Origin of the sequence: Sorangium sp. So ce321 (assembly GCF_051530195.1) — a bacterium.
In the GTDB taxonomy this organism is placed as follows: Bacteria; Myxococcota_A; Polyangia; order Polyangiales; family Polyangiaceae; genus Sorangium.
Map to the genome: position 1 here is coordinate 9,438,154 of NZ_CP150329.1, position 25,048 is coordinate 9,463,201.

General features: G+C 72.3%; 17 protein-coding genes. 8 read left to right on the forward strand and 9 right to left on the reverse strand.

Features of this window, described 5'->3' with window-relative positions; all coding sequences use genetic code 11:
* Positions 1-121 precede the first annotated feature (121 nt).
* Entirely contained in the window at positions 122-763 is a 642-nt protein-coding gene (locus tag WME89_RS34825; RefSeq protein ID WP_438003953.1) for a glutathione S-transferase family protein, read from the forward strand.
* A gap of 40 nt (positions 764-803) precedes the next feature.
* Here WME89_RS34825 and WME89_RS34830 read toward each other — a convergent pair whose 3' ends face one another.
* Together WME89_RS34830 and WME89_RS34835 are read right to left on the reverse strand one after the other, a co-directional pair.
* Entirely contained in the window at positions 804-1,643 is an 840-nt protein-coding gene (locus tag WME89_RS34830) for a CPBP family glutamic-type intramembrane protease (RefSeq protein ID WP_438003954.1), read from the reverse strand.
* 136 nt (positions 1,644-1,779) lie between these two features.
* Entirely contained in the window at positions 1,780-3,033 is a 1,254-nt protein-coding gene (locus WME89_RS34835) for an NAD(P)H-dependent flavin oxidoreductase (RefSeq protein ID WP_438003955.1), read from the reverse strand.
* A 176-nt stretch (positions 3,034-3,209) separates the two neighbouring features.
* On the opposite strand from WME89_RS34835, the gene WME89_RS34840 reads away from it, so the two are divergent.
* The gene (locus WME89_RS34840) at positions 3,210-3,977 is read left to right on the forward strand and encodes a hypothetical protein (RefSeq protein WP_438003956.1); all 768 of its coding nucleotides are present in this window, start codon (positions 3,210-3,212) and stop codon (positions 3,975-3,977) included.
* Positions 3,978-4,582: 605 nt separating this feature from the next.
* Here WME89_RS34840 and WME89_RS34845 read toward each other — a convergent pair.
* From WME89_RS34845 to WME89_RS34865, 5 genes are all read right to left on the reverse strand, one after another.
* On the reverse strand, positions 4,583-5,533 hold the full coding sequence (locus WME89_RS34845) for an OmpA family protein (RefSeq protein WP_438003957.1): 951 nt from the start codon (positions 5,531-5,533) through the stop codon (positions 4,583-4,585).
* A 17-nt stretch (positions 5,534-5,550) separates the two neighbouring features.
* Complete coding sequence (locus WME89_RS34850; RefSeq protein WP_437618907.1) at positions 5,551-5,847, reverse strand: DUF4398 domain-containing protein; 297 nt, start codon at positions 5,845-5,847, stop codon at positions 5,551-5,553.
* A 294-nt stretch (positions 5,848-6,141) separates the two neighbouring features.
* Positions 6,142-8,307 (reverse strand): DEAD/DEAH box helicase, encoded by a 2,166-nt coding sequence (locus WME89_RS34855; RefSeq protein WP_438003958.1) that lies wholly within the window; start codon positions 8,305-8,307, stop codon positions 6,142-6,144.
* 393 nt (positions 8,308-8,700) lie between these two features.
* Positions 8,701-10,593: a glycoside hydrolase family 9 protein gene (locus WME89_RS34860; protein WP_438003959.1), complete on the reverse strand. Its 1,893-nt coding sequence runs from the start codon at positions 10,591-10,593 to the stop codon at positions 8,701-8,703.
* A 464-nt stretch (positions 10,594-11,057) separates the two neighbouring features.
* Positions 11,058-11,957, reverse strand: coding sequence for a 1,4-dihydroxy-2-naphthoyl-CoA synthase (locus tag WME89_RS34865; protein WP_438003960.1), 900 nt, complete (start codon positions 11,955-11,957; stop codon positions 11,058-11,060).
* Positions 11,958-12,314: 357 nt separating this feature from the next.
* Between WME89_RS34865 and WME89_RS34870 the strand changes: the two genes are divergently transcribed.
* From WME89_RS34870 to WME89_RS34890, 5 genes are all read left to right on the forward strand, one after another.
* Positions 12,315-13,493: a PAS domain S-box protein gene (locus tag WME89_RS34870; protein ID WP_438003961.1), complete on the forward strand. Its 1,179-nt coding sequence runs from the start codon at positions 12,315-12,317 to the stop codon at positions 13,491-13,493.
* 196 nt (positions 13,494-13,689) lie between these two features.
* Positions 13,690-14,742 carry a fibrinogen-like YCDxxxxGGGW domain-containing protein gene (locus WME89_RS34875; RefSeq protein WP_438003962.1) on the forward strand — a complete coding sequence of 351 codons (1,053 nt, stop codon included), beginning with the start codon at positions 13,690-13,692 and terminating at the stop codon, positions 14,740-14,742.
* A gap of 70 nt (positions 14,743-14,812) precedes the next feature.
* Complete coding sequence (locus tag WME89_RS34880) at positions 14,813-15,334, forward strand: hypothetical protein (RefSeq protein ID WP_438003963.1); 522 nt, start codon at positions 14,813-14,815, stop codon at positions 15,332-15,334.
* A 25-nt stretch (positions 15,335-15,359) separates the two neighbouring features.
* A complete protein-coding gene (locus WME89_RS34885; protein WP_438003964.1) occupies positions 15,360-15,995 on the forward strand; it encodes a hypothetical protein in 636 nt (211 codons plus the stop codon).
* Positions 15,996-16,090: 95 nt separating this feature from the next.
* The gene (locus WME89_RS34890) at positions 16,091-18,163 is read left to right on the forward strand and encodes a protein kinase domain-containing protein (protein WP_438003965.1); all 2,073 of its coding nucleotides are present in this window, start codon (positions 16,091-16,093) and stop codon (positions 18,161-18,163) included.
* A gap of 61 nt (positions 18,164-18,224) precedes the next feature.
* Here WME89_RS34890 and WME89_RS34895 read toward each other — a convergent pair whose 3' ends face one another.
* Positions 18,225-19,115, reverse strand: coding sequence for a hypothetical protein (locus tag WME89_RS34895; RefSeq protein ID WP_438003966.1), 891 nt, complete (start codon positions 19,113-19,115; stop codon positions 18,225-18,227).
* Between the two features lie 172 nt (positions 19,116-19,287).
* Positions 19,288-23,286, reverse strand: a complete 3,999-nt coding sequence (locus WME89_RS34900) for a protein kinase domain-containing protein (RefSeq protein WP_438003967.1) — start codon at positions 23,284-23,286, stop codon at positions 19,288-19,290.
* Between the two features lie 88 nt (positions 23,287-23,374).
* Between WME89_RS34900 and WME89_RS34905 the strand changes: the two genes are divergently transcribed.
* Positions 23,375-24,931, forward strand: coding sequence for a serine/threonine-protein kinase (locus WME89_RS34905; RefSeq protein WP_438003968.1), 1,557 nt, complete (start codon positions 23,375-23,377; stop codon positions 24,929-24,931).
* Positions 24,932-25,048: the final 117 nt, after the last annotated feature.

The window sequence follows — 25,048 nt, forward strand, 5'->3', positions numbered from 1 at the left end:
GCGCGGGGTTCGGCCGCGCGCTGGCGCGCACCGCCGGAGGCGCGGCGAGGGGGCGCTCCATCCCTGCGCGCCCTGCTCGCGCTGCGCGCCCGCGCCTTTGTCTCTCGTCAAAGGAGCTGTCATGTCGCGCACGATCATCTATGGCACCCCTGGCTCGACGTACACGTGGAGCGCGGAGATCGCGCTGGTCGAGAAGAAGATTCCCTATGAGCTCGTCGAGGTCGCCTTCGGCGCGCACCTCCAGCCGCCGCACCGGGAGCGGCATCCGTTCGCGAAGGTGCCCGTGCTCGATCACGACGGCTTCGTCCTGTACGAGACCCAGGCGATCCTGCGGTATCTCGATCAGGTGGTGCCCTCTCCGCCGCTCCAGCCGAGCGATCCGCGCGACGCGGCGCGGATGAACCAGGCGATCGGCATCCTCGACGCGTACTTCTGGAGGGCCGCGGGCCCCGGCGTCGTGGGGCAGCGCCTGTTCGCGGCGATGCGCGGCCTCGCGCCGGACGAGGCCGTGGTGCAGGCGGCGGTCCCGGTCGTGCGGACATCCCTCTCCGAGCTCGATCGCTTCCTCGGAGACCGGCAGTTCCTGGCGGGCGATCGGCTGACGATGGCGGACATCATGGTCCTGCCGATCGTCCGCTATCTCCTCCTGACCCCGGAGGCGTCGCTCTTCGATCCTCACCCGCGTCTGCGCGCGTGGTGCGAGCGCCTCCGGTCCCGCGACAGCGTGCGGGAGACCGAGCCGCAGCTCGCGCGGAGGCCCTGACCTCGGGCGCTCGGCGTCTCTTCTCCTCGCCTGCGCGCTGCTACAGGAGGCCCTGGTGGTGCAGGGAGAGGAGGTCCATCGATGTCGCGACCGCGATGTGGATCGCGCAGCCGCCCCAGATGGAGTCGCTCTTCAGGCTCACCGTGCCGAGGATGAACCCGGCGAGCACCGAGCCGAGGGTCTCGGGCAGGGGCTTGCCGAAGTGGATCATCGTGTAGGGCACCATCATGGCGAAGATGGAGGCGTAACCGAGCGCGCGGCGGATGCCGTGGATGAAGAAGCCGCGGTAGAAGAACTCGAGCGCGACGAACTGCGCGGCGTAAAGAGCCTCCCACCCCCAGAACCACGGCCAGAGATCCTCGCCGCGCGCGACCCTGTAATAAGGGTACTTCGCCTGGAAGGCCGGCGAGAGGGACGCGACGTAAAGGACAGGCGCCATGACGGCGAAGAAGAAGGCATAGATGGACATGTGGCGGGCTGTCCCGCGGACGCGCAGGCCGAGGCTCCGGAGCGGCGCGCGCAGCACGAGGCGCGCGACGAGGAGGGTCGGGAGCAGATAACCGATGAGGCGGCCGGCCGCCCAGACGATCCGCTGGTGAAAGCGGCGGTCCGGAGAGGTGTTCAGCGCGTCGTGGAGCCGCGCCGCGAGATCGTCGAGGCCCACGGCGCGGAGGCCCTGGACCATCCAGCGCGTGTCGTTCTCGTTGCCGGCGAAGCGGACGAAGATGAGCACGCCGATCACCGTGAGAAACACGCTCACGATCCGGCGGGTGACCTCGCCCGCCGGCGTGGTGGTCCGGTACAGCGCGGCCTCGGCGTCGAGCCGGTCGCGCAGGTCGATGACGTACTCCTGCCAGATCCCGCGGATGAAGCCGGTCACGCGCCGTGCTTATCACCACGGCCGCTCGCGGCACAACGCGGAAGGCCGGCGCGCGATGCCGCGGCGCGCCCCGGCCGCGGTCGCCACGCCGCGCGTCGGTCGTCGGACTCGTCGTCGTCGCGGGACTTCCCGGCAGCTAGACGCCCGCTTCGAGCACCTCGGGTCCGAGCGCGCCGGCTCCGAGCGCGTCGAGGATGTCCTGCGCCTCGGTCATCATCGTCGCCACGATCTCGGCTGCTGGCACGACGCTGGCGATGGCCAGGACGCTCTCGGAGCCGGCGGGCATGTCCATCTCCTCGAGGTCGCCCACCGTATCCGGCGTGGGGACGATGGCGCTGAACTTGGGCATGACGTACGGAACGTCCAGCACCCCGGGAAACAGGACGGTCGTGCCGATCGTCGCGGGCGGCGGGGGCGGGCTCGGGATCGTCCTCTCTTTCCCGGCCCACCGATTGACGACCCGGTTGCGCAGGACGCGCTGGCGCTGATTCGGCCACTCCGGGCCGAAGAAGGTCTGTACCGCCGTGGAGTTATCGCCCGCCCGGACGAGGCGAGCCTTGTAGTCCGGGTGGGCGTAGGCCTCGGTGGAGGCGACGAGGCGCGTGCCGACGACCACGCCGTCGGCGCCGTGCGCCAGCGCCCTCAGGACGCTCTCGCCGTCCGCGATCCCCCCGGCGGCGAGGAGCAGCGCGGGGTTCACCTGCCTGCGGATGTCACGAACGAGGGGGTTCGTCTTCTGCGTGGCCCGGCAGTGTCCACCGGCCTGCTCTCCCTGCGCGATGATCCCGTCCGCGCCGGCCGCGACCGCGGCACGCGCGGCCGCCACCGAGCCCACCTGAGCCCAGACCTTCGCCCCCGCCGCGTGGAGCGCGTTCACCCAGGCGACGTCCGGCGTGTTCCAGTGGAAGATCACGAGCTCTACCGCCTCGGCGATGCAGACGTCGATATGGTCCTGCGTGATGAACGGGCCTGACGGCCCCGTCCCGACGATGAAATCGACGCCGAACAGGTTGGGCGTGAGCGCCTTGATCGCCTGGATCCGCGCCTGTACCACGGGAGGCGGCTCGATCCCCGCCCCCAGCACGCCGATGCCCCCCGCGTTCGAGACGGCCGAGACGAGCGGAGGGAGGCTGACGAACGCCATGCCGGCGCTGACGAGCGGGTACTGAACACCGTAGTCCACGGTGAGCCTGGTCGTGAGCGAGAGCGCAGAGGCGGCGCTCGACCCCTCCGCCAGCGCCTCGTCCCCCTCACCCGGCTCGCGACCCGCGTCGCCCAGCGCGCAGCCCGGGGCGAAGGCCAGGCCGAGCCCCCCCAGCCCCAGGAGGTCGAGAAACGTACGTCGATCGAGCTGCTGCACCGCATCCTTCGTGTTCTTCGTCTTGCGCATGCTGTACTCCCACTCCCGACCACATCAGCCGGTTACCGCCCTATGAGAAATTTCGCCGCTGACTGCGCGTCGAGGAGCCGGACAACCCATGTTCCGGTACGTGTTTTGCATTAAATTTTACACTTCTACGCGCTCTCGGAGAAAGCCAGGTCATGAAAACAGTCCAGAAACACATTGTGAGCCGTCAGGCGCGCTTCAGCGACCACCCGTTCTTTGCCCGTCTCGAGGCGGACCCGCCCCTCGATCACCTCGCCCCGTTCCCGCTCTGCTTGACGTTCTTTGTGATGACGTTCCAGGAGATCCTGCGCATCTCCGACGAGCGGGTGACGGACCCGGAGTTCAAGCGCATGGTACACTGCCACCGCCTGGAGGACGCCGGGCATGACCGCTGGTTCCTCGGCGACCTCGCGGCGCTCGGCATCGAGGTCCCCACGGCGGCGCAGCTGTTCGCCCGGCCTCATCACGCCGCGCGCCACGCGAGCTTCGCGCTGATGGCGGAGGTGTTCAACGCGCGTCACGACGCGAGCCAGCTCACGCTGCTCCTGACGCTCGAGTCGGCGGGGCACGTCTTCTTCGAGCGCTTCGCGCGTTACCTGGAGCGCATCGGCGAGCAACGCCCCCTGCGTTACTTCTCTCAGACGCACCTCGACGTCGAGAAGGCGCACGACGTCTTCGAGGACTGCACGGACGCTCGTATCGAGTCGATGGTCCTCGCCCCGGAGGTGGAGGCAGAGGCGCTGCAGCTCGTCGACCGGTGCTACCGCGAGCTTCAGGGGATGTTCGACAGGTTCGAGGGGCTGATCGAGGAGAGCGCAAGGCGCCCCGCGCCTGCTTCGTCGAGGCGGGGGAGCGTGAGGGAAGCCGGGATTCACTCGGTGAGAGCGCCTGCGCTTCAGCCGTTCGCGCGCCGCGCCTCTCGCGACGATGAGCCTGGCCCGCGGTGACTGCGGCGCGGTCGCCTCGTCACCTGTCGTGAGGACCGCTTCATCCAGCTACCGCTCTACCCCTCTTCCCTCTCGCGCTCTACGTCCCTCCCTCTCGCGCTCTACGTCCCCCGTCTTCCCTCTCCCGTCCTCGTCCGGCGTGCGCGTGCGCGTGCGCGTGCGCGTGCTCGCCCGGACCGATCCCGGTCGGCGAGAGAGCACACGTGCAGATCAACGCGCACGCGCACGCGCACGCGCACGCGCACGCCGACGCCGGACGAGGACGGGGGACGAGAGAGGGAAGACGGGGGACGAGAGGGACGGGGGACGGCAGAGGGAAGACGGGGGACGAGAGGGACGGGGGACGGCAGAGGGAAGACGGGGGACGAGAGGGACGGGGGACGGCAGAGGGAAGACGGGGGACGAGAGGGACGGGGGACGGCAGAGGGAAGACGGGGGACGGCAGAGGGAAGACGGATGAGCTGTCTTCTCCTGGCGTCCTTGACGTGTTGGCGGTTCAACCCCTTCTCGTCCAAGGACCGATCCAGATCGGCAGACGCCCGCCGCGCCGGATCCGCGGACCGCCGACGCCGGTAGGCGCGAGGTCCGCGACGCGCTTTATCGCTTTATTGTGCGGAGGTGGGATTGACGATGATCTCGACGCGCCGGTTGTTGGCTCGGCCCTCGGCGCTCGAGTTGTCCGCCACCGGACGGTCCGGCCCGTGGCCGACGGTCGCGATCTTGTCCGCGGGGAGCCCCGCGCTGATGAGGTGCGTCTTCACGGCGTCGGCGCGATCGAGGGAGAGCTTGCGGTTCGCCTGGGCAGAGCCGGTCGAGTCGGTGTGCCCCTCGATCCGCAAGGGCGGCGACCCCTGATCCTTCAGCGTTGTCGCGACCTGGTTGAGCTTCTCCTTCGCGATCGGCAGGAGCTCGGACTTGCCCGACGCGAAGAGCACCGCGCCGGAGAGCGTGATGACCACGCCGCGCTTCTCCTCCTTCACCGCGGCGATCTCCTTGAGGCTGGCGAGCGCCGCGTTCGCGACCCGCTCGGCCTCGCGCCGCGCCGCCTCGGCCTCCTGACGGGCCTTCTCGGCCTCGGTCCGCGCGCTCTCGGCCTGGAGGCGCCCGCTCTCGGCCTGGGCGCGCGCCTGTCGCTCCCGCTCGATCTGCTGCGCGCCGCTCTGCAGCGCGTCCTTCGCGGTGGCGAGCTGCTGCTGCGAGAGATCCTTGAAGTTCTGCTCGGCGGCGGCCTTGTCGCGCTGCGCCTGCTGCAGCGCCGCGGTCGCCTCGGCCTCCCGCGCCTTGCGCTCGGCGATGTACGCGAGGTCGCGCGTCTGCTGGGCCTCGGGGTCCTCGTTGAACGCCCCCTCGGCGCGGGAGAGCGCCTGCTTGGCCGTGTCGAGCTGGGCGGGCGCGAGGCTCGCCGCCGGGCCCTGGGCCGCGCGCGTGTAGCTCGAGCGAGCGTCGACGAGCTCCTTCGGCGGGATCGCCGCGCTGCACCCGGACGCCGCGTAGAGCGCGGCGCACAGCGCGAGGGACCGGCTCGGCAAGGACAGGTTCTTCATTCCAGAAGCCATCACCTTCACCTCTCGCTTCACTTGACCCCCGCCTGCTTCAACTGATCGACCTGCTTCAGCGCCTCCTGCGCCTCGGCCTGCGTGGAGCGCGCCTTCGCGATCGCCAGCGCGAGCTCGGCGTCCGCCTCGGCGCGCTGGAGGAGGCGCGTGGCGGACTCGTTGTCCTCGGCCTCCATCAGCTTCTTGGCCTGATCGAGCTGCTCGCGGGCGAGCTTCAGGTGGAGCGTGGCCTGGGGGTCGGTCTCGGCGCCCACCTCGTCGGCCGCGCGGATGGCGGCCTGGGAAGCGGCGAGCTGGTCGTTCGGCGGAGGCACGGTGCCGCCGCATCCGACAGCGGCAAGACCGAGCAATGCAGCGAGCACTGCGGCCGGGCTCGCAAGACGGCGTATGGCTGGCTTGTTGTTCGGGCTTAGGTTCACCTGGCCCTTGTACAACACCTGAGGTCGTCGAGAAATCAGGAAACCCCTGCCTTTAAGGGCGATTATCTCCGTAGCGGGCGGGCCGGCGCGCTCGCGGTAGCGCGCCGTTGCGGTGCGCCGCGCTCGATCTACGCCCGGCGCCGCGCGCCCGGCGTCGGCGCAGCGGGGCCCGCGGCGCCGGAGCTCGGGCTAATCGACCCGCATCGAGCTCGCGCGGACGATGCGGATCCGCGCGTCGCGCGCGTCGGGCTGGTTGACCGCGCGCGCGAAATCGGGCGCCGCGGGGGAGGCCACCTCGACGACGGACGCGGTGCTGCCGATCCGGATCGCGCCGATCTGCCGGCTCGACACGCCGCCGCGGCGGCACACGAGGGCGAGCAGGCGCCGGGGGTCGGCGCCGTGGCGCTCCCCCCAGTTGACCTGGAAGGGCACGAACGGGAGGCGCGGGGCGTGCTCCGCGGCGCCGCTGCGAGCGGGGTCGCCGCCGCGATGAGCGGGCTCGCTGCGATGAGCAGGCTCGCCCCGATGAGCCGCGCCGCCGCGGTGGGCGACGTCGCCCCGATGAGCCGCACCGCCGTGGTAGGCAGGGTCGCCGCGGTAAGCCGCACCGCCGCGGTGGGCGTCGCCCCGGTAAGCCGCACCGCCGCGGTGGGCGTCGCCGCGGTGAACGACGTCGCCGCGATACCCGCCGCCGCCGCGGCGAGCGGCGTCGCCACGGTGAAGGACAGCGTCGCCGCGGTGATTGGCCGAACGGTCGCGCGACGGCTCGGACCGGGGCGGCGCGACGGCGGTGACGGGCTGCGGCGCGCAGGGGCCGGTGTGCTTCGCCCGCGCGAGGAGGGCCGTGACGAGCTCGGTCGCATCCATGTCCGCGAGCAGGCGCTCGGCGAGCGCCTTGAGCCGCGGCTCGGGGACCGGGCCCGACGCCTCGCGCGCTCGGCCCGCGCCCGCGTCGCCCCGGGCACCGCCGTCTCTGGCCGCGCCGCCTCCGACGGCGACCGCGCCGTCCGCGACCGCGCTGGCCCCGTCGACCGCGCCGGCGCCGACCGCGCTGGCCCCGTCGACCGCGCCGTCGCCGACCGCGCTGGCCCCGTCGACCGCGCTGGCCCCGCCGGCCGCGCCCGCGTCGTGCCGGCGGGCGGCGGCGAGCTCGGCCGCCAGCCGCTCGTCGGCGGCGCGCAGCACGTCGTCGGGCGACGGGATCGGCCGGAACGTGGCCTCGACGCGCGCGCGCCGGAGCAGCCGCAGCGCGTGCTCGCGCGCGAACGGCGCGACGAGCAGCACGCTCGTCCCCTTGCGGCCGGCTCGCCCGGTGCGTCCGCTCCGGTGCGTGAAGATCTCGGGATCGCCCGGGGGATCGGCGTGGATGACGCGCCCTACCTCGGGCACGTCGATGCCGCGCGCCGCCACGTCGGTCGCGACGAGGGTGGTGATCGCGCCGGAGCGAAACGCGTCGAGCGTGCGCGTGCGCTCGCGCTGCTCGAGATCGCCGCTCAGGGCGCCCGCGGGCAGGCCGAGGGCGCTGAGCTTGTCGGCGAGCTCGGCCGCGCCCTCGCGCGTGCGCACGAAGACGAGCGTGCGCTCGCCGGGCGCGAGGAGCAGGAGGTTCACGATCGCCGCGTCGCGCTCCGCCGGCAGCACGAGGTGGGCGACGTGGGCGATGTCGACGTTGGCCGCGCCGGGGCGCGTCCCCTCGACGCTCACGGCGTCCCGCTGGAAGCGATCGGCGAGCGCGCGGACCTCGCGCGAGAAGGTGGCCGAGACGAGGTGGGTCTGGCGGTCCTCGGGCATCCTGCCGGCGATCGCCTCGAGCTCCTCGCGGAAGCCCAGGTCGAGCATCTGATCCGCCTCGTCGAGCACGAGGGCGAGGACGCCGCGCGGATCGATCGTCCCGCGCTCGAGATGGTCGAGCAGGCGGCCGGGCGTCCCGGCGATGACCAGCGGGTCGCGCCGCAGCGAGCGCGCCTCGGCGCCGAAGCTCGTGCCGCCGGTGACGCACGCGACCCGCGCGCCGAGGGGCGAGAGGAGCCAGCTGAGCTCGGCGGCGATCTGCGCGGCGAGCTCGCGCGTCGGGACGATGATCACCGCAGCCGGGGCCGCCGTTGTGCGGGGCGCGCCGTCGGGCGCGGCCGCGGAGGCGCGCTCGGCGAGGGCGCGCTCGAGGCGGGGGGCGAGGGCGAAGCCGATGGCCACAGTCTTTCCCGAGCCGGTCTGCGACGAGACGCGGAGATCTCGGCCGGCGAGATCGGGAGCGAGGACGGCCTGTTGAACGGGCGTGAGGGAGGTGAAGCCGCGGCGGGCGAGCGCGCCCGCGAGCGGCGCGGGCAAGGCGTCGAGCATTGAGTCTGGATTCATGAAAGCCGCGCAACCTAGCAGAAGCTGGACGGCTGTCGCGACGAATCGCACGCCGAGCGCGCACCGAGCGCGGAGACGCGCCGGGTTCGGCGTTGTTCAGCGTTTGACGCTCGGCATTCAGCGCCCGGCGTCAAGCGCTCGGTTCTCGTCTCGGCGCTCGGTTCTCGTCTCGGCGCTCGGTTCTCGTCTCGGCGCTCGGCGCTCGGTTCTCGGTTTCAGGATCCGGTTCGGCGCCCGGCGCCCGGCGCCCGGCGCCCGGCTCCCGGCTTCGGGCTCAGCCCCCGGCGTCCGCCCGCGGCTGTCCGTACCGTGGCCGTGGGTGCAGGGCCGGCGGGGCGAGCCGTGCGGTCACGCGACCGCACGGCGCTCCACGTCATCGACGTCAGCGGCGGGTCACTGGCCGGACGTCGTGCCCTTCTCGTCGAGCCAGGACACGGCCCACGCCAGCGGGCCGTTCCAGTTGATCGTGATCTCGTTGACCGACCACGCCTCGATGTCGTCGATATAGCACTTCTGCGGCGCGCAGGCGGCGTCGATCTGCTCCATGGCCACCGGATCCTGACGGGCAGTGTTGGGCCCGCCGGAGACGGCGCCGGGCGGAGCGGAAGGGAACGACTCGTCCAGCTGGTGAGCCCAGAAGCGATGATGCGGATTCATCAGCGGGCTCTCGCCGTAGCCGGAGACATACGACTTGTCCATCGCGTTGCGCCCGAGGATGTAGTCCGCGCCCGACACCACACCGTCGAGGTACTTCTGCTCCCCGCTGAAGTCGTGGGCCAGCGCCAGGACGATCATGTTGTTGAGCACGAAGGAGTTGGAGCCCCAGGGATACCCGTTCGCGTCCGCCTTGAAGGGGACCCGGTACCCTTCCTCGCCGATGACCGCGAGGTACTTGTCGGCGATGGCGACCAGCTTGGACCGGGCCGCCTCGCGCTCCGTCGCCGAGTGCTGGGCCTCGACCACGGCGAGCGAGATGGCGCCCAGCCCGTCGACCTGTCCCCACGTCATGGCGCTGAACGTGCCGCTCTCGCCGAGGAGCGCGGCGGTGTAGGGCGACCCCGTGACCTCGGTCTTGTACGCGGCCTCGCCCGTGGTGATGAAGAGCTCGGCGGCGGCCCAGTAGAACTCGTCGCTCAGCTCGGCGTCACCGTAGGCGCCGCCGCCCACGACCGCGCTCTCGTCCGGGATGACGGCCGGGTTCGCCTTCGCCGCGGTCCAGGCCCGCGTCGCGGCCTCGAGGCACTCCGCAGAGAACGCGGCGTCGATGTCGCGCCAGATGCGCGCGGCCTGGGCCGCCGTGGCGGCCAGGTTGAGCGTCGCCGCCGTGCTGACCGGACGCAGATAACGCGGCTGCGGATCCTCGGCCGGAGGCAGCGGCAGGCCGGTCCACTCCAGGTCATGGACCTTGTGGTGCACCATGCCCGCGTTGTCCTCGTCTTCCGGCACCTGCATCTTGAGCATGAACTCGACCTCCCACCGGGCCTCGTCGAGGAGGTCGGGGGCGCCGTTCGTGTTCTCGGGGATCTTCAGCTTGCCGTCGCCGAAGTCGCCCACCGTGGACCCGAGCGCGGCGAGGCGCTCGTACTGGTTCAGCAGCGTCCACGCGGAGATGCCGCCGTTGACCACGTACTTGCCGTGATCGCCGGCGTCGTACCAGCCGCCGGTGACGTCGAGCGTGTACACGCAACCGATGTCCGCGCCGCAAGGCGCCTGATCGGGCAGGTGCCCCGCCGCGCGCGCGTGATCTGCACCGACGTACTCCTCCAGGATCTCGATGCCCGAGCGGTTGTGATAGAAGTAGGCGAGCGCGTCGTACTTCAGCTGAGAATAGATGTTCGGGCCCACGTCGAACGGATGGCTGGTCACGTCCCCGACGCGCAGCTTGTAGCCCTCGCCGGCCGTGGCGAAATCGCTGAAGTCGATGGTGTGCACGTGCTCGCCAGAGCTCGCGTCGTCGCCCACGACATGGGTCGCCCCGCTGGCGACAACCGCGCCGGCGGCGTCGATGAGCTCCCACGCGTGCGGCTTGTCCGCCGCGGCGACGACCGTCGCCACCTTCGCGGCGATCGGCAGATACCCGACCTGGTTGACGCGGATCAGCTCACTGCCAGACGGCGGCACCGTCTCGACCGCCTCATCACCGCCCGCGCCGCCCGACCCGCCGGACGCGCCCGCGCCGCCCGACCCGCCGGACGCGCCCGCGCCGCCCGACCCGCCGGACGCGCCCGCGCCGCCCGACCCGCCGGTGTCGTCGTCACCGCAGCCAACGGCGGTGAGGCCTCCCACGAGCGCCAGAAGAAGCGAGCCGCCCAGCGACAGCCAGGAACGCTTCCAAGCAGCCGACCTTGAAGCAGAAAGCATAGTGAAGATCTCCGATGAAGTTGAAAGTTGAGCAGAAGAAACAATACGCACGGAACCTTACGACCGCGCCACCATCGATGGATCCCGTGTAATTGTCAAGCGCAGATGTGCCTCCCGGACGCGGTCCGATCACGTGACTTCGTCAATGGCGAGGTCACGCGTCGCGGCATGCTCGCGGTCACGCATCGCGCCATCGACGGTGCACCGCGATCCGATCATGGACAGTGGAATTTTACAGGTAACACCGTAAGCACGATCGCCGTCTGTGCGCCGCGCTGCCGGCCCCCGCCTGCTTCTTGCGTGTTTCCGTGTCCCCCCGCGCGCTCGCCGGCCAGCCGAGGCGGGCGGCCGCTTCTGTGGAGCTGCGGGGGAGCGAGCGCGCGTCGTCGTCAGTAGTGCCAGGGAAAGCGCGTGAAGTCCGGACGACGCTTCTCCAGGAAAGCGTCCCGACCCTCTCTCGCCTCCTCCGTGCCATAGGCGAGCCGCGTCGCCTCGCCGGCGAAGAGTTGCTGTCCGACGAGCCCCTCGTCAGGCAGGTTGAAGCCGTACTTCAGCATCCGCATCGCGGTCGGGCTCTTCGAGTTGATGATCGCGCCCCACCGCAGCGCCTCCTCCTCGAGCTCGGCGTGGGGGACGACGGCGTTGACCATCCCCATCGCCGCCGCCTGCTCTGCGGTGTAGTCGAGCCCCAGAAAGAAGATCTCCCGCGCCTTCTTCTGCCCGACCTGCCGGGCGAGCAGCGCCGAGCCATAGCCGCTGTCGAAGCTCGCCACGTCCGGGTCCGTCTGCTTGAACATCGCGTGCTCGCGGCTCGCGAGGGTCATGTCGCAGACGACGTGGAGGCTGTGGCCGCCGCCGGCCGCCCAGCCGGGCACCACGGCGATGACCACCTTGGGTATGAACCGGATGAGCCGCTGCACCTCGAGGATATGGAGCCGGCCGAGCCGCGCCTGATCGGCCTGACCGGCGCTCTCGCCCTCGTACTTGTAACCGTCCTTGCCGCGGATGCGCTGATCTCCTCCGGAGCAGAACGCCCAGCCGCCGTCCTTGGGAGAGGGCCCGTTGCCGGTGATCAGCACACAACCCACGTCGGAGGTCGTGCGCGCGTGCTCCAGCGCGGTGTACAGCTCATCGACGGTGCGGGGGCGAAACGCGTTGCGCACCTCAGGCCGGTTGAACGCGATGCGCACGGTGCCCTGATCCACGGCGCGGTGGTAGGTGAGATCCTCGAACGAGAACCCTTCGACCTCACGCCAGCGCTCCGGGTTGAAAATCGCAGAGACGGTCATGATCCACTCCTTGTGGGCGCGGACCCTACCCGCCTCATCGTGAGCTGGCAACCTCGTCGTCCCGACAACGGGGCCCGACAAGGGGCACACGCACACCCCGTCTCCAGCAGCTCGTTCAGGTCGTCGGCTTGGGGGCCTCCGGACACCGCTGCGGAGACGCCCGATGCTCTTGACATGAAAGCCGATCTCGTGGACAAGCAAGCTTCGACGCATCGGGGAGTCGACCTCGCCTTGGCCGCGTGCCCCCGCGCGCTCCGGCCAGACAGCGCGGGAGACGCTCATCTTGCGTCCGAGCAGGGGGATCGCTGAAGCGGGCGATCGCGACAGGGAGCGCGCGCCGCCCGCACAGGGGAGTACATGGGCTCGAGCCACGACAAGCTGTTCCAGTTAGCGGCAGGACTCCTGGCCACCGCGGACGCGCGCGGTCACTTCCATGATCTGAACCCCGCCTGGGAGCGGACCCTCGGCTGGTCGCTCGACGAGCTCAGGGGCAAGCCGTTCATCGATTTCGTCCACCCGGCCGACCGCGAGGCCACGCTCGCGGAGGCGGCCGGGCTCTTCCAGGGCCAGACGACCGCCCGGTTCGACAACCGCTATCGGTGCAAGGACGGCTCGTACAAGTGGCTCGGCTGGGCCGCGAGCGTGGACATGGACGACGCCCCCGAGCGGCGCCTCATCTACGCCACGGCCATCGACGTGACGAGCGACCGGGAGCGGGCGGAGCAGCTCGCGCGCGTGACGCAGCTCGCGACTGTCTACGAGAAGCTGTTCCGGGTCTCGGTCGGTCTCCTCGTGACCCTGGACGCAGAGGGGTACTTCCGTCACGCCAACCCGGCCTGGGAGCGGACCCTCGGCTGGTCCCCCGCGGAGATGACCGCGAGGCCGTTCATCGATTTCGTCCACCCCGACGACCGCGAGGCGACGCTCGCCGAGGCCACCGCCCTGTTCCAGGGCAGCACGACCATCCGGTTCGATAACCGCTACGCGTGCAAGGACGGCTCGTACAAGTGGCTCGCGTGGACCGCGCACATGGACGCGGCCGGCGACTCATCGGACCGCCTCGTCTACGGCACCGCCCACGACGTCACGTCCTACAAGGACCTGCTCGGAGAGCTGGAGCGGACGCTCGCGCGGCTCCGCGACACGATGCAGGCGATGTCGACGCCGCTCATGCCGATCACCGATCGCATCGTGGTCATGCCGATCATCGGTCAGATGGACTCGGAGCGGATCGGCCAGGTGATGTCGGTCGCGCTCGCGGGAGTCCAGTCCACCCAGGTCGAGATCGTCATCCTCGACGTCACGGGGCTCAAGGAGATCGACACGAACGTCGCCTCCGCGCTCGTGGACACGGCGAAGGCGCTGCAGCTGCTCGGCGCAAGGACCATCCTGACCGGCATCCGGCCGGCGGTGGCGCAGACGCTCGTCGGCCTCGGGCTCGACCTGGCGGGCATCCTCACGAAGAGCACCCTCCAGAGCGCCATCGCCTTCGCGCTGCAAAGCGGCCAGATCGCCGCCCGGGCCGCCGCCCTGTGACGCCCGGCGAGGACGACCTGTAACGACCGCCACGACGGCCACGACCGCCACGACGGGCCCGTGGCGCCGCGCCCGCAGCGGCGGCGGCCGGCGCCGCGCCCGCAGCGGCGCGTCGACGCCGTGCGCGGCCGATGCACGCGCCCGGGCGGCTGGTGTATAGGGCGGCGTGGTACGTGCTCGTGTCCCTGGAGGTCGCATGGCGCTCGGCAAAGGTCCGGTCGCAGGAGCCGGCTGCGCAGCCATCGTGTTGCTCGCCGCCGCGCCGGCCTGCTCGACCAAGGTGCGGAGGTTCGATGACGGCGGCGCCGGAGGCGGCGTGGTCGCCTCGGCGGCGAGCGCCGGCGAGGGCGGCGCGGGCGGGGGCGGCGGCGGGCGCCCCTGCGACCCCGGCGGCCTGGACGCCTGTTACAGCGGGCCGCCCGGCACGCTGAGCCGGGGAGCCTGTCGCAGCGGCGTGCGGACGTGCGACGACGAAGGGAACGGCTACGGCCCATGCGCCGGAGAGGTGGTGCCGGCGCCCGACCGCTGCGACACCGCCGAGGACGAGGACTGCGACGGCGCGGTCAACGGGGGGTGCACGTACGCCCGCTGCGGGGACGTGCCGCCCGGCCTGCCGAGCGATGTTTACCTGCTCGATCTGGACGGGGACGGCCCCGAGCCGGAGTTCCCCGTGTACTGCGATCTGGAGACGGACGGCGGCGGGTGGGCGCTCCTCTACAACAGCGTCGGCTCGGAAGGAGGGACGACTCTGCAGTTCTGGAACATCCCTTACGCCGAGCGGCTCGGGACCAGGGGAGAGCCGGCGATCGGGCAGAACTTCTACCGGGGCTCCCTCTACTTCGTCGGCCGGGAGTACCGCGACGACATCGAGGATCTCGCGGGGACCGTGAAGGAGGTCATGCGCGCGACCGCCGAGGGCATCGACTCCACGACAATGAAGCTCCTCCGCCCCACGCACGTCACCGGGGACGCCAACATCTATTTTGCGCACTTCCTCTCCGGCTGGTCGTCACAGGACCACGACGGCGACACGGACCCGGAAGGCAACTGCGCGCTCCAGTACCAGAACGTCGCCCAGCACTACGCGGAATGCTGGGAATACAACCTCGGCGCGGACGCGGACGAGCCGCTCGACGACGGCGGCTGGGGTCCCCACCTCGGGACGCACATCACGGAGCGGATCGGACTCGCCAGCGACGAGACGCGCTATACGCGCGTGAGGCGAATCTCTCGCTGGACGCGGTGGTGAGCCCGGCGGCGGGCGCAGCTCCGCGGATTTCGTGACATCGCTCGGGCGCCCGGGGTATGCTCGCCCGGCCATGCGCTTCTATGCACTGATATTGCTCATGCTCTTCGCGGGCCTCGGTCTGGCGAGCTGCTGGAACAGCGGCGCCTGCATCGAGGGAGACGCGTGCGAGTGCTTCAACGGAGACGAGTGTTACCTCGGCTGCGACGGTGACAACTGCGACCAGCGCTGCTTCCAGATGGATCGCTGCGGCGCCGTCTGCGAGCACGGGTGCTCGTTCGAGTGCTTCGACGTCGACGATTGCTCGGCCTCCTGCGGGGACGACTGCGATCTCGACTGCCATAACACCGCGTCGTGCGGGGCCATCTGCGACCGCGACTGCCGGTACGAGTGCCACGACACGAGCCGGTGCGGCGTCTCCGTCGGGTCGAGCAGCGTCGTGACCTGCCGGAACGTGGGGACCTGCGAGGTGGAGTGCCGGGGCTCGTGCCAGGTGTTCTGCGAGAACGTGGGCGGCGAGTGCCGCGTCACCTGCCTCGACGGCGGCGCGGCCGTCATGTGCCCGGACGGCCGGCGCGCCTGCGGTGGATGCTGAGGAGACCGAGACCATGCAGATAGCGATGACATCGCAGCTTCGCGCGCCGCGCCTGCTGGCCGCCGCGCTCTCGTTCGTGGCGCTGACGATCGGGTGGGCCGAGGTCGGCGAGGCGCAGATGACGATCAAGCGCCCCGGCGATCGGCCCGACTACAAGGTCGAGCTGGAGCCGCACCTCCTCATCGCGCCGTTCGAGCCGCTCGGCCCCGGCGTCGGGACGGGCATCGGCGCCGGCTTCCGCGCCACGATCGACATCGCCCCGAGCGGCTTCATCAAGAAGCTCAACGACTCGGTCGGCATCGGCTTCGGCCTCGACGCCGTCCATTACGGAGGCAACGGAAATTACCGCGGCGACTGCACGAACTTCGAGAACGGGCCTGCGGGCACGCGCGTCTGCACCGAGGTCGACACGTACGGGGACGCGTCGAACTACCTGTTCGGCTCGGTCGTGATGCAGTGGAACTTCTGGCTTCACCGGCAGTGGTCCGTCTTCGGCGAGCCGGGGCTCTCGCTCTATCTCGGCGACGTGGACCGCCACGTGCTGCCCGGGGTCTCGCCCGTCGTGCACGTCGGAGGGCGCTTTCACTTCACCGAGAACGTCACGCTGACGATGCGACTCGGATACCCCGCGTTCTCGCTGGGCGTATCGTTCCTCCTGTGAGGTGTGCCACCCCGCGGCGCGCGCTCCCGCGCACCCGCGCCGGAGGCGCCGCGCCGGTTCCCCGGGGCGCCGGCTGACCTGATATCCTGCGCCGCATGCCGGAGACGCCGGGATCCGAGGAGCCGCTGGGCTCGGCCTACATCGAGGACCTCACGGTGCCGAAGGTCGGAGCGCCGGCTGCGCCCGCGCTGGAGGAGCTCTCGAGCTCGGCGCTCGCCGAGGACGTCGAGGCGGCCGCGGCCGCGGCCGCGAGCGCGGGCGGCGACGCGCTGGTCGGGAGCTTGATCTCGGGGCGCTACCGCGTCCACGAGCTCATCGGCGAGGGCGGGATGGGCGCCGTGTACCGCGGCGAGCAGGTGCACCTCCGCAAGCAGGTGGCGATCAAGCTGCTCAGGCCGCTCGCGAGGCGGCTGCCGGAGCTCGTGACGCGGTTCGAGCGCGAGGCGGTCGCGGGCGCGCACATCCGGCACCCCAACGTCGTCGCGGCCATCGACTTCGGTCAGCTGGACGACGCCTCGTTCTTTCTGATCCTCGAGTACGTCGAGGGCACCCCGCTCAAGGAGGTGATCGGCAAGGGGCGGCTCTTGCCCGCGCGGGCGCTCCGCGTCGCGCGCCAGATCGCGTCGGCGCTCGCCGCGACGCACGAGAAGGGCATCGTCCACCGCGACGTGAAGCCCCAGAACATCCTGCTCGACGCGCACGACCAGGTCAGGCTCATCGATTTCGGGCTCGCGAAGGTGAATGTCGATCTCGTGTCGAGCCAGATCCGCAAGACGTCGAGCCCGAGCCCCGCCCTCACCAGCGCCGGTGAGGTCTTCGGCACGCTCGCGTACCTCGCGCCCGAAGCGCTGCGCGGGATGGACGCGGTGGACGCGCGCGCGGATCTCTACGCGCTCGGGCTCGTGCTCTACGAGATGCTCACCGGCCAGCACCCGTTCGACGCGAAGAACGTGGTGGAGCGGCTCAAGCAACAGAACGCGTCGGGGCCGCCTCCCCTCCGCCTGCGCGCTCCGGATCTGGAGGTGCCCCATGAGGTCGAGCAGGTCGTGAAGCGGCTCATGGAGCACGACGCGTCGTTCCGCTACCAGACGGCGAACGACGCGATCGCGGCGCTCGATGACGCGCTCGCGGCCGTCGCGCGCGCGGCAGCGGCGGCGGCGGCGGCCGCGGCCGCGGCAGCCGCGGCGGCAGCGGCCGCCGGGAGCGCCGGGAGCGCCGCGGCCGCCGGGAGCGCCGCGGCCGCCGCGATCACCGGGAGCGCCGCGGCCGCCGCGATCACCGGGGCAGCCGGGACCGCCACGGCCGCCGGGCTGGCCGGGCACGCCGCGCCGGCCGGCCAGGAAGCGCCCAGAGGTCCGTCGCCGCCCCGCTGGTCGGGGCCGCGGGCGACCCTGCTCGCGCACGCGCACCGCCGGCCCAGGCCATCGGCCCGCTGGGCGCCCCTCGCGGCGGCGCTGGCGGCCGTGGCGACGCTCGCGCTCGGCGGCGCGCTCTGGCTCGCCCTCCGGCGCCCCGAGGCGACCGCGGTGGCCCCCGCGGCGGCCCCCGTGGAGACGCCGCCCGAGCCGGCAGCGCCGCCCCCGGCCCCGGCGGCGAGCGCGCCGCCCGAGGACGACCCCAGCGGCGCCGGGGCGCTGCGCGGGCAGCTGAGCCGCGCCGTGTCGACGAGGAACTGGGTGCTCGGGGCGCGGACGATGATGGCCCTCGCGGAGGCCGACCCGGAGATGGTCCTGAGCAGAGGACTGCGCGAAGAGGTCCTCTCCATCGCGGCGGGCATCGCCTTCGAGGAGGACAACCCGGCGGCGGACCAGGTCTTCGACCTGCTCACGAACAAGCTCGGCACCGGCGGGCTGGACGTGCTGCTCGACCTCGTGCGCGCGCGCGGGGGCACGAAGGCGGCCCGGCGCGCCAGCGAGATCCTGGCGCGGCCCGCGGTGATGGCGCGCGCGACCCCCGCGCTCCGCGTCACCTTCGCGTTCCGCCGGGCCTCGTGCGGCGGCAAGCGGGCCCTCTTCAGCCGCGCCGCGGCCGAGGGCGACGAGCGCACGCTCTTCGAGCTCCAGGTGCTGCACGGCGCGCGGTGCAGGCGCACCGATCCGTGCTGCTTCCGCGACGACAAGGCGATCGCGGAGGCGATCCAGCAGCTGAAGGCGCGCCTCGGGACGTAGCGAGCCGCGCGGCGCTCATCCCTCGGGCTCCGGCCGGGCCCCCCCCGCGCGCCGGCGCCGGTCAGAGCAGGCCGCAACTGCCGTAGAGCGGGAGAATATCGGTGTCGCGTAGTTCGCTCCGGATCGTCTCGGAGTAGGCAGGCCCGAGCAGCGGCCCGAGGACCGGCCCGAGCAGCGGGAGCGTGTGGCACGTCGAGTTGCCGGCGGCGTCCCGCGTGCAGACCAGGTCGCAGAGCCCGACGAAGGCGACGCCGCACGTCGGCAAGTGGCCGCAGAGGCGCGTCAGGGCGAGCAGGTTGGTGTCGAGCGGGCAGCTCAGCGAGAGCCCCGAGAGCACCCCCGCGAGATCGGCGTCGATGCAGGCGTACCCGGCGATAGGCCCGGGAAGGAAGGCATTGCCGAACATCGTGGCGTCCTTCACGATGAAGTCCGCGAACGGCTCGTCGTCCAGGTTGCACGCGAGGGCGTCGTGTCCTCCCTCCAGGAGGATATCCACATGCTCGCCGGAGCCGTTCAGGTGCTGGAAGATGCACGCCGACACCCAGCGCTGCTCCGACGTGTTGAGAGCACGCCCGGTCCACTCCGGCGCGAATCCAAACTCACCGTAATACTTATCGCCGTTCGGGGCGCGGACGACCTGATCTGCGGACAGCGCGCAGCGCACTGTATAGTCGAGCACGCTCTTTCCGCCGGCCGTCGCGCGCAGCGGCGTCGCGACCAGGACGCCGCCGGCGCCCGCGAGCGCAGCGCCGCCGAGCGCCTGGAACGCAGCGCGGTTCGCGGGCGCCCAGAAGTCGTTCGGGTTCAGGCCGTTCGCCCCGATAGGCACCACGTTACGCCGCATCGGCAGCTCCGCCGTCTCGACCGGCTCAGCGTCCGGGGCAGCGACGCACCCCGCCGTGAACACACCAGCGCCAAGAAGACCAACAGCGACGGATCGAATCGACAACATCAAGCTCTCCTCCAAGGTAGCCGCGAACCCCGGGCGCAACCCGACAATCTCGACCTTCCTTGAAGCAACAGTATTTCACCTTCCGGAAAGTCGCGCAATGCTGAAAAACTGTACATGGGCTTTGTACGGGACTACGGACTTGCCCGAATGGGACGGAACATACCCTGTCGAATCAGCTCGACAGGGTCGGACGAACATCCGGATTCCGTGACGCTTCTTCCAGCGCGCGCTCGAGCTCGGCGAAGCGAGATAGCCACATGGGGCTGTCCCCGCGTCGCTCCCGCGCGCTCGCGAGCGCCTCCGCGGCCTCAGGGGTGTGTCCGCGACGAAGGGCCGTGCGCGCGCGCCAGTAAAGGAGCAGCAGCGTGATCTCGACGAAGGGCTGGTCCTTCGCGAGCTGGATCGCCTCGCTCCACGAGAGAGAAGAGGAGCCGGCCGGCCGGACCCCGACCTCGGAGAGCACGAGCCTGAGCAAGGTGTAGTCGGGGATGTCGCCAGGCCCGAGGGCGCAGGAGCGCTCGAGCCAGACGACGAGCTGATCCGCCTGCTCGTACTCGTCGAGCGCGAGGTGAATCTGCCCGATCAGGATCGCCGTCTGAGGCATCGGGCGCTCCGAGGACTGCTCCTCCAGCCAGCGAGCGCGCCGGGCGAGCGCGAGCGCTTCGCGCTGCCTGTCGCTCCAGTAAAGCAGCACGGCGACGTTGTACGAGGCCATCTTCTCCAGCCACGGATTGCCGATCTCGCGCGCGAGATCGACGGCGCGGCGCAGGTCGTCGACGGCGCCCGGCAAAGACCACCTCCAGGCCCACATCGCGATGCGATTGATGTACGCCGCGCAAAGGTGAAATCCATCGCCGGCCGCCGTGAGCAGGGCAATCAGGTCCCTGAAGACGGACTCAGCCTCCGCGCGGCGAGCTGCAGACGCGAGCTGGAACGACAGCATGAGCAGGGCGAGGACGCGCACGTCGTAATCCCCCGACGCCGCGGCGCGCTCGGCGCACGCAGCGAGCTCTGCGATCGACTCGTCGAGCCGCCCCCGCCGCCACAAGGTCCGCCCGTCGGCGACCCGGAGGCGCAGCGAGAGCTCGGGCGAGCGCTGCGCCTCGACGAGCGGCCGCGCCTCCCCCACCCGCCGCGCCGACTCCTCGAACTCGAAGGCCCAGTCGAGCGCGGTCGCGTCCTCGAGCAGGAGGCTCGCCTCGAGGCGCGCGTCGCCGAGCGCGCCGGCCAGCGCGAGCGCCTCGCCGAAGTCGCTGCGCGCCTCCTGGACGCGGCACATGCGGTACCGGCTCCGGCCGCGGCCCGCGAGCGCGCGCACGCGCCGGACCGCGTCGCCCGGGTCGGCGACGTGGAGCGCGGCGTCGTAGCGCTGGTCCGCCTCGACCGCGTCGTGCCGCGCGGACGCGAGGTCGCCGAGCGCGAGGTAGGCGTCGGCGGCCTCGGCGCGCTCGCCGCAGGCGGCGGCGTGGCGCGAAAGCGCGCGGAGCCCGACGGTCGAGCCGGCCGCCACCTGCGCCCGCCAGTACGCGAGGGCGCTCCGGTGGATCTCGGCGCGGTGCGCCGGGTCGAGCATCTCGTAGACGGCCTCCTGGAGGACCGCGTTCTGGAACGCGTGCCACTCGTCGACCCGGCCGCGGCCGGCGGTGTCGCGCAGCAGGATCCGCCGCTCGACGAGCGCGGAGAGCCCGAAGCCGGCGTCGACCATGGACCCGGCGCCGCCCGCGCGGTCGAGGCCGTCGAGCACCGCCTCGAGCTCGGCGCGATCGAACGACATGCCGAGCGCCGAGCAGACCCGGGCGCACGCCGCGAGCTCCGGCGGCAGGTCGTCGAGCTGCCGCGCCGCGAGCCACTGCCACGCGGGCACCGGAGGCAGCGCCTCGACCTCCGTTGTCGCGACGTAGAAGCCGCCGCCGGCGCGCCGGCGCACGACGCCCGCGTGCTTGAGCGAGCGGACGAGCTGACGCAGGCAATCCGGGTTGCCCCCCGCCCAGTCGGCCAGCCGGCGGAGGGTCTCGGCCGGCGGGTACTCCGCCGGCAAGAGCAGGCGCGACGCGAGATCCATCGCGGCCGCCTCGGCGAGCGGCGCGAGCGTCACGCGGGTGTGGCGCTGGTTGCGCTGGCCCCAGCTCGGGCGGGCCTGATCGAAGCGAGGGCCGCCGGCCACGACGACCCAGAGGAGGATGCCCTCGCCGTCGAGCGTGGCGTACTCCAGGGCGTCGAGCAGCACGTCGTCCGCCTGGTCCGCGTCGTCGAGGATCACGGCGAGGGGGCCGCGGCGCGCGCGGCCGCGGAGCGCCTCGGCGAGCGCCAGCATCAGGCCGTGGCGGGCCGCCCCGGAGGGCCGCCCTCCCCTGGCGCTGGCCCAGCCGAGCGCCGCCGCGACCGCCTCCCAGTTGGCGCTCCCCAGCGGCTCGCCGAGCCGCTCCACGCAGAAGCCCCGCGGGTCCTCGGGGACGTCCTCGGGGGCGTCGAGCGCGACGCGCAGGAGCGCGCGCACCGCCTGCGCGGCGCCGCCGTGGATGGGGTGGAGCGCGCGCACCGCCACGACGCGCACGTCGGGGAGCGGCACCCCGGCGATGCAGGCGGCCTCTGCCGTGAGGCGCGTCTTGCCCAGGCCGGCGTCGCCGACGAGCGTGAACAGGCCGGGGCACGTGCCGTCGAAGGCGTCGGTGGCGCTGCCCGCGAGCGCCGAGAGCACGTCGTCGCGGCCGAGCAGCGGCGGCTCCCCGAGGCTCTCCGGGGCGTCGGGCGGCGTGGGGGCGAGCTCGGCGTCGGGGAGCGCGCGCTCGAACTCCCCGGTCATGGCGAGGCCGCACCAGGGCTCGGCCGGCAGCCACGTCTCGGGGCGCTCGACCGGGGTGCCGTAGACCGCGTGAAGCCCGCCGGCGACCCGGCGCAGGCGCACGCTGGCGAGGTGCAGCGCCACGCGCACGCCGCCGCTCTGCGCGAGGTCGCGCGCCGCGGCGAGCGCGGCGCGGGCCGGGTCGTCGACGTCCCTCGCGGAGAACACGGCGACGCAGCGCTGCCCGCGCTGCCGCGCGATGAACCCCCGGCGGCTGCCGACCGCCGCGATCACCGGCCCCGCCCCCGTCTCCGCGAAGAGCAGCGCGACCGGCTGCCGCCCCTCGGCGGCGGCCGTCGCGACGCCGTCCGCTTGCGTCGACGACGTCGACGAGCGCGGCGCGGACCGCGGCGCGGAGGGGGGCGGGATGGTGTCGGCGCGGGGGAGCGCGCGCAGCGCGTGCAGGGTGCGCCGGAGCGCGGCGGCGCTGTCGGGGCGGCGGTCCGGATCCTTGGCGAGGCAGGCGAGCGTGAGCTCCTCGAGCCCCTCGGGGACCTCGGCCAGATCGCTCGGGCGCGGCGGGCGCAGGGCCAGGTGGCCGTGCCCGACGGCGTTCTCGTCCCCGAGGAACGGCGGGCGCAGCGTGAGCAGCTCGAACAGGATCACGCCGAACGCGTAGATGTCCGCGCGCGGGCCGATCCGCGCGGCGTCGGCGCGGAGCTGCTCCGGGGCCATGTACTCCGGCGTCCCCACGACGTCGCCGGCGCGCGTCGCGGAGGCGGACGCCGACGCCGGCGCGGCGGGCTCGCCGTCCGTGGAGGCGAGCTTCGCCAGGCCGAAATCGAGCAGCACGGCGCGGCCGCTCGAGCCCAGCAGGAAGAGGTTCTCCGGCTTGAGATCGCGGTGGACGACGCCGCGCGCGTGCGCCGCCTCGAGCACGGCGAGGATCGCGTCCGCGCGCTCGGCGGCGCGCTCCGGATCGAGCGGGGCGCGCAGCCCCGCGAGCTCCTCGGCCAGCGTCTGGCCGAAGAGCCGCTCCATCGCGAGGTACGGCCGGCCGCCGGGGAGCTCGTCGCAGGCATACAGCTGCGCGACGTGCGGGACGCCCACGCGCTCGAGGAGCGCGGCCTCCCGCCGGAACCGCTCGCGGACGCTCCGCGTCGCCTGCCGCGCCACCTTGATGGCGGCCGGCGCGCCGTCGTGGTCCCGCTGGGCGGCCCAGACGTCGGAGAACCCGCCTCGGCCGAGCGGACCGAGCAGCGTGAAGCCCTCGACGGCGGGCGCCGCGCGCTCCATGTCCTCGCGCTCCCCCGGCGGCGGCACGAAGCCGTCTCTGACGCACGGCGCGCCCTGGATGAGCCGGCCGTGACATACGGCGCAACGGTGCATGGTTTCGCTACGGCTACAGGGGGCCCGATGGTCGCGTTGGACATCGGCTTACGCCTACAGTATCGCGCGAACTCGACGGCTGTCATGTATGAAGAACCATCCTCGAGACGATGAATCGCCCTCTGCCGCGCCACCGACGGAAGCGCCCGTCTCGGACGAGCCGCCGCTCGGCATCGCGCCGACATGGGACCAGCGCACGCTCGACACGCGCGATCGGGATGGCGACGGTCCGGGCATCCCGATCGCCGCGGCGATGCGGGCCGGCGAGTACCTGCTCGACGGCGTCATCGCCGAGGGCGGATTCGGCGTCGTCTACCGCGCGGTGCACGCGACGAGCGGGGCGCCCGCCGCGGTCAAGATCATGCATGCCGAGCTGATCTCGCGCGCCGACGTGGTGCTCCGCTTCCAGCGCGAGGTGGACGCGATCGGGCGGATCCGGCACCCGAACGTGGTCGAGATCCTCGACGTCGGGCGGCTCGACGACGGGCGGCCCTACTACGCGATGGAGCTGCTGCAGGGCAGGAGCCTCGAGCAGCACCTGTTCTCGCGCGGCCGGCTCCCGGCGGACGAGGCGCTCGCGATCCTCGAGCCGCTCTGCAACGCGCTGGCCGCGGTCCACTCGGTCGGGATCATCCACCGGGACGTGAAGCCCTCGAACGTGATCCTGTGCGAGCAGCACGGGGGCTTCAGGGTCGTGCTGCTCGATTTCGGCATCGCGAAGCTGCTCGACACGACGGATCTCTCGCTCACGTCGTCGCGGCACGTCGTGGGGACCCCGGCGTTCATGTCGCCCGAGCAGCTCCTCAACCGGCCGGTCGACATGCGGACCGACGTCTACGCGCTCGGCGCGATGCTCTACACGATGATCGCGGGGAGCATGCCGTTCTCGGCGAGCGCGTACCCCGTGCTGCGCCACCTGCACCTGCACCAGGCGCCGCCCCGCCCGAGCCTGCACGCGCCGGTCGACCCGGCCTTCGACGACATCGTCGTGCGGGCCATGAGCAAGGACCCCGCGGGCCGCCACCCGGACGTCACCGTGTTCCTCGAGGAGGTCCGGGCCGCCACCGCGCGGGTCATGCGCGCCGACGCGAAGGATGAGGGCCGCATCCGGCGGCTCGCGATCGGGCTGCTCGTCGAGGTCCTCGCCGAGTCCCGCGCGCTCGAGGCCCCCACCGACTCGTTCCTGACCGATTTCGAGGCCGTGCTGCCGCAGGCGATGACCGACCTCGCGGCCGCGGGGTTCTCGCCGCTCGCGGTCACGAGCACGAGCGTGCTGCTCTCCGCGGACTGGCCGCGCGACGAGCGCGGCGGCGAGGAGGCGCGCCGCCGCGCGATCGGGGCCGCGATCTCGCTGTACGATCGGCTCGACGGGCCCGGCCAGCGCGACCGCAGGGTGGGCATCCGCTTCTGCCTGCACGCCGGCGAGGTGGTGGTCACCGAGGACGGCTCGGTGGTGGGCGGGAACATCATCGAGCTCTCGTCGTGCCTGCCGGAGACGGCGGCTCCGGGCGTCTACGCGTCGCCGGCCTTCCTCGACGGCCTCGGCTTCGCCTCGCACCGGGCCTCGGGGGCCGCGGGCGCCGCGATCCCGATGCGCCGCGTGGTCGCGCGGCCGCCGCCGGCCGGCGGCGAGGCGCCGGCGTAGGGCTGGGGTCCGAGGTGCGCTCCGGCGCGGGCGCGCCGCGATGGCCGGAGTGCGATGGCCGGAGTGCGATGGCCGGAGTGCGATGGCCGGAGTGCGATGGCCGGAGTGGAGAGCTCA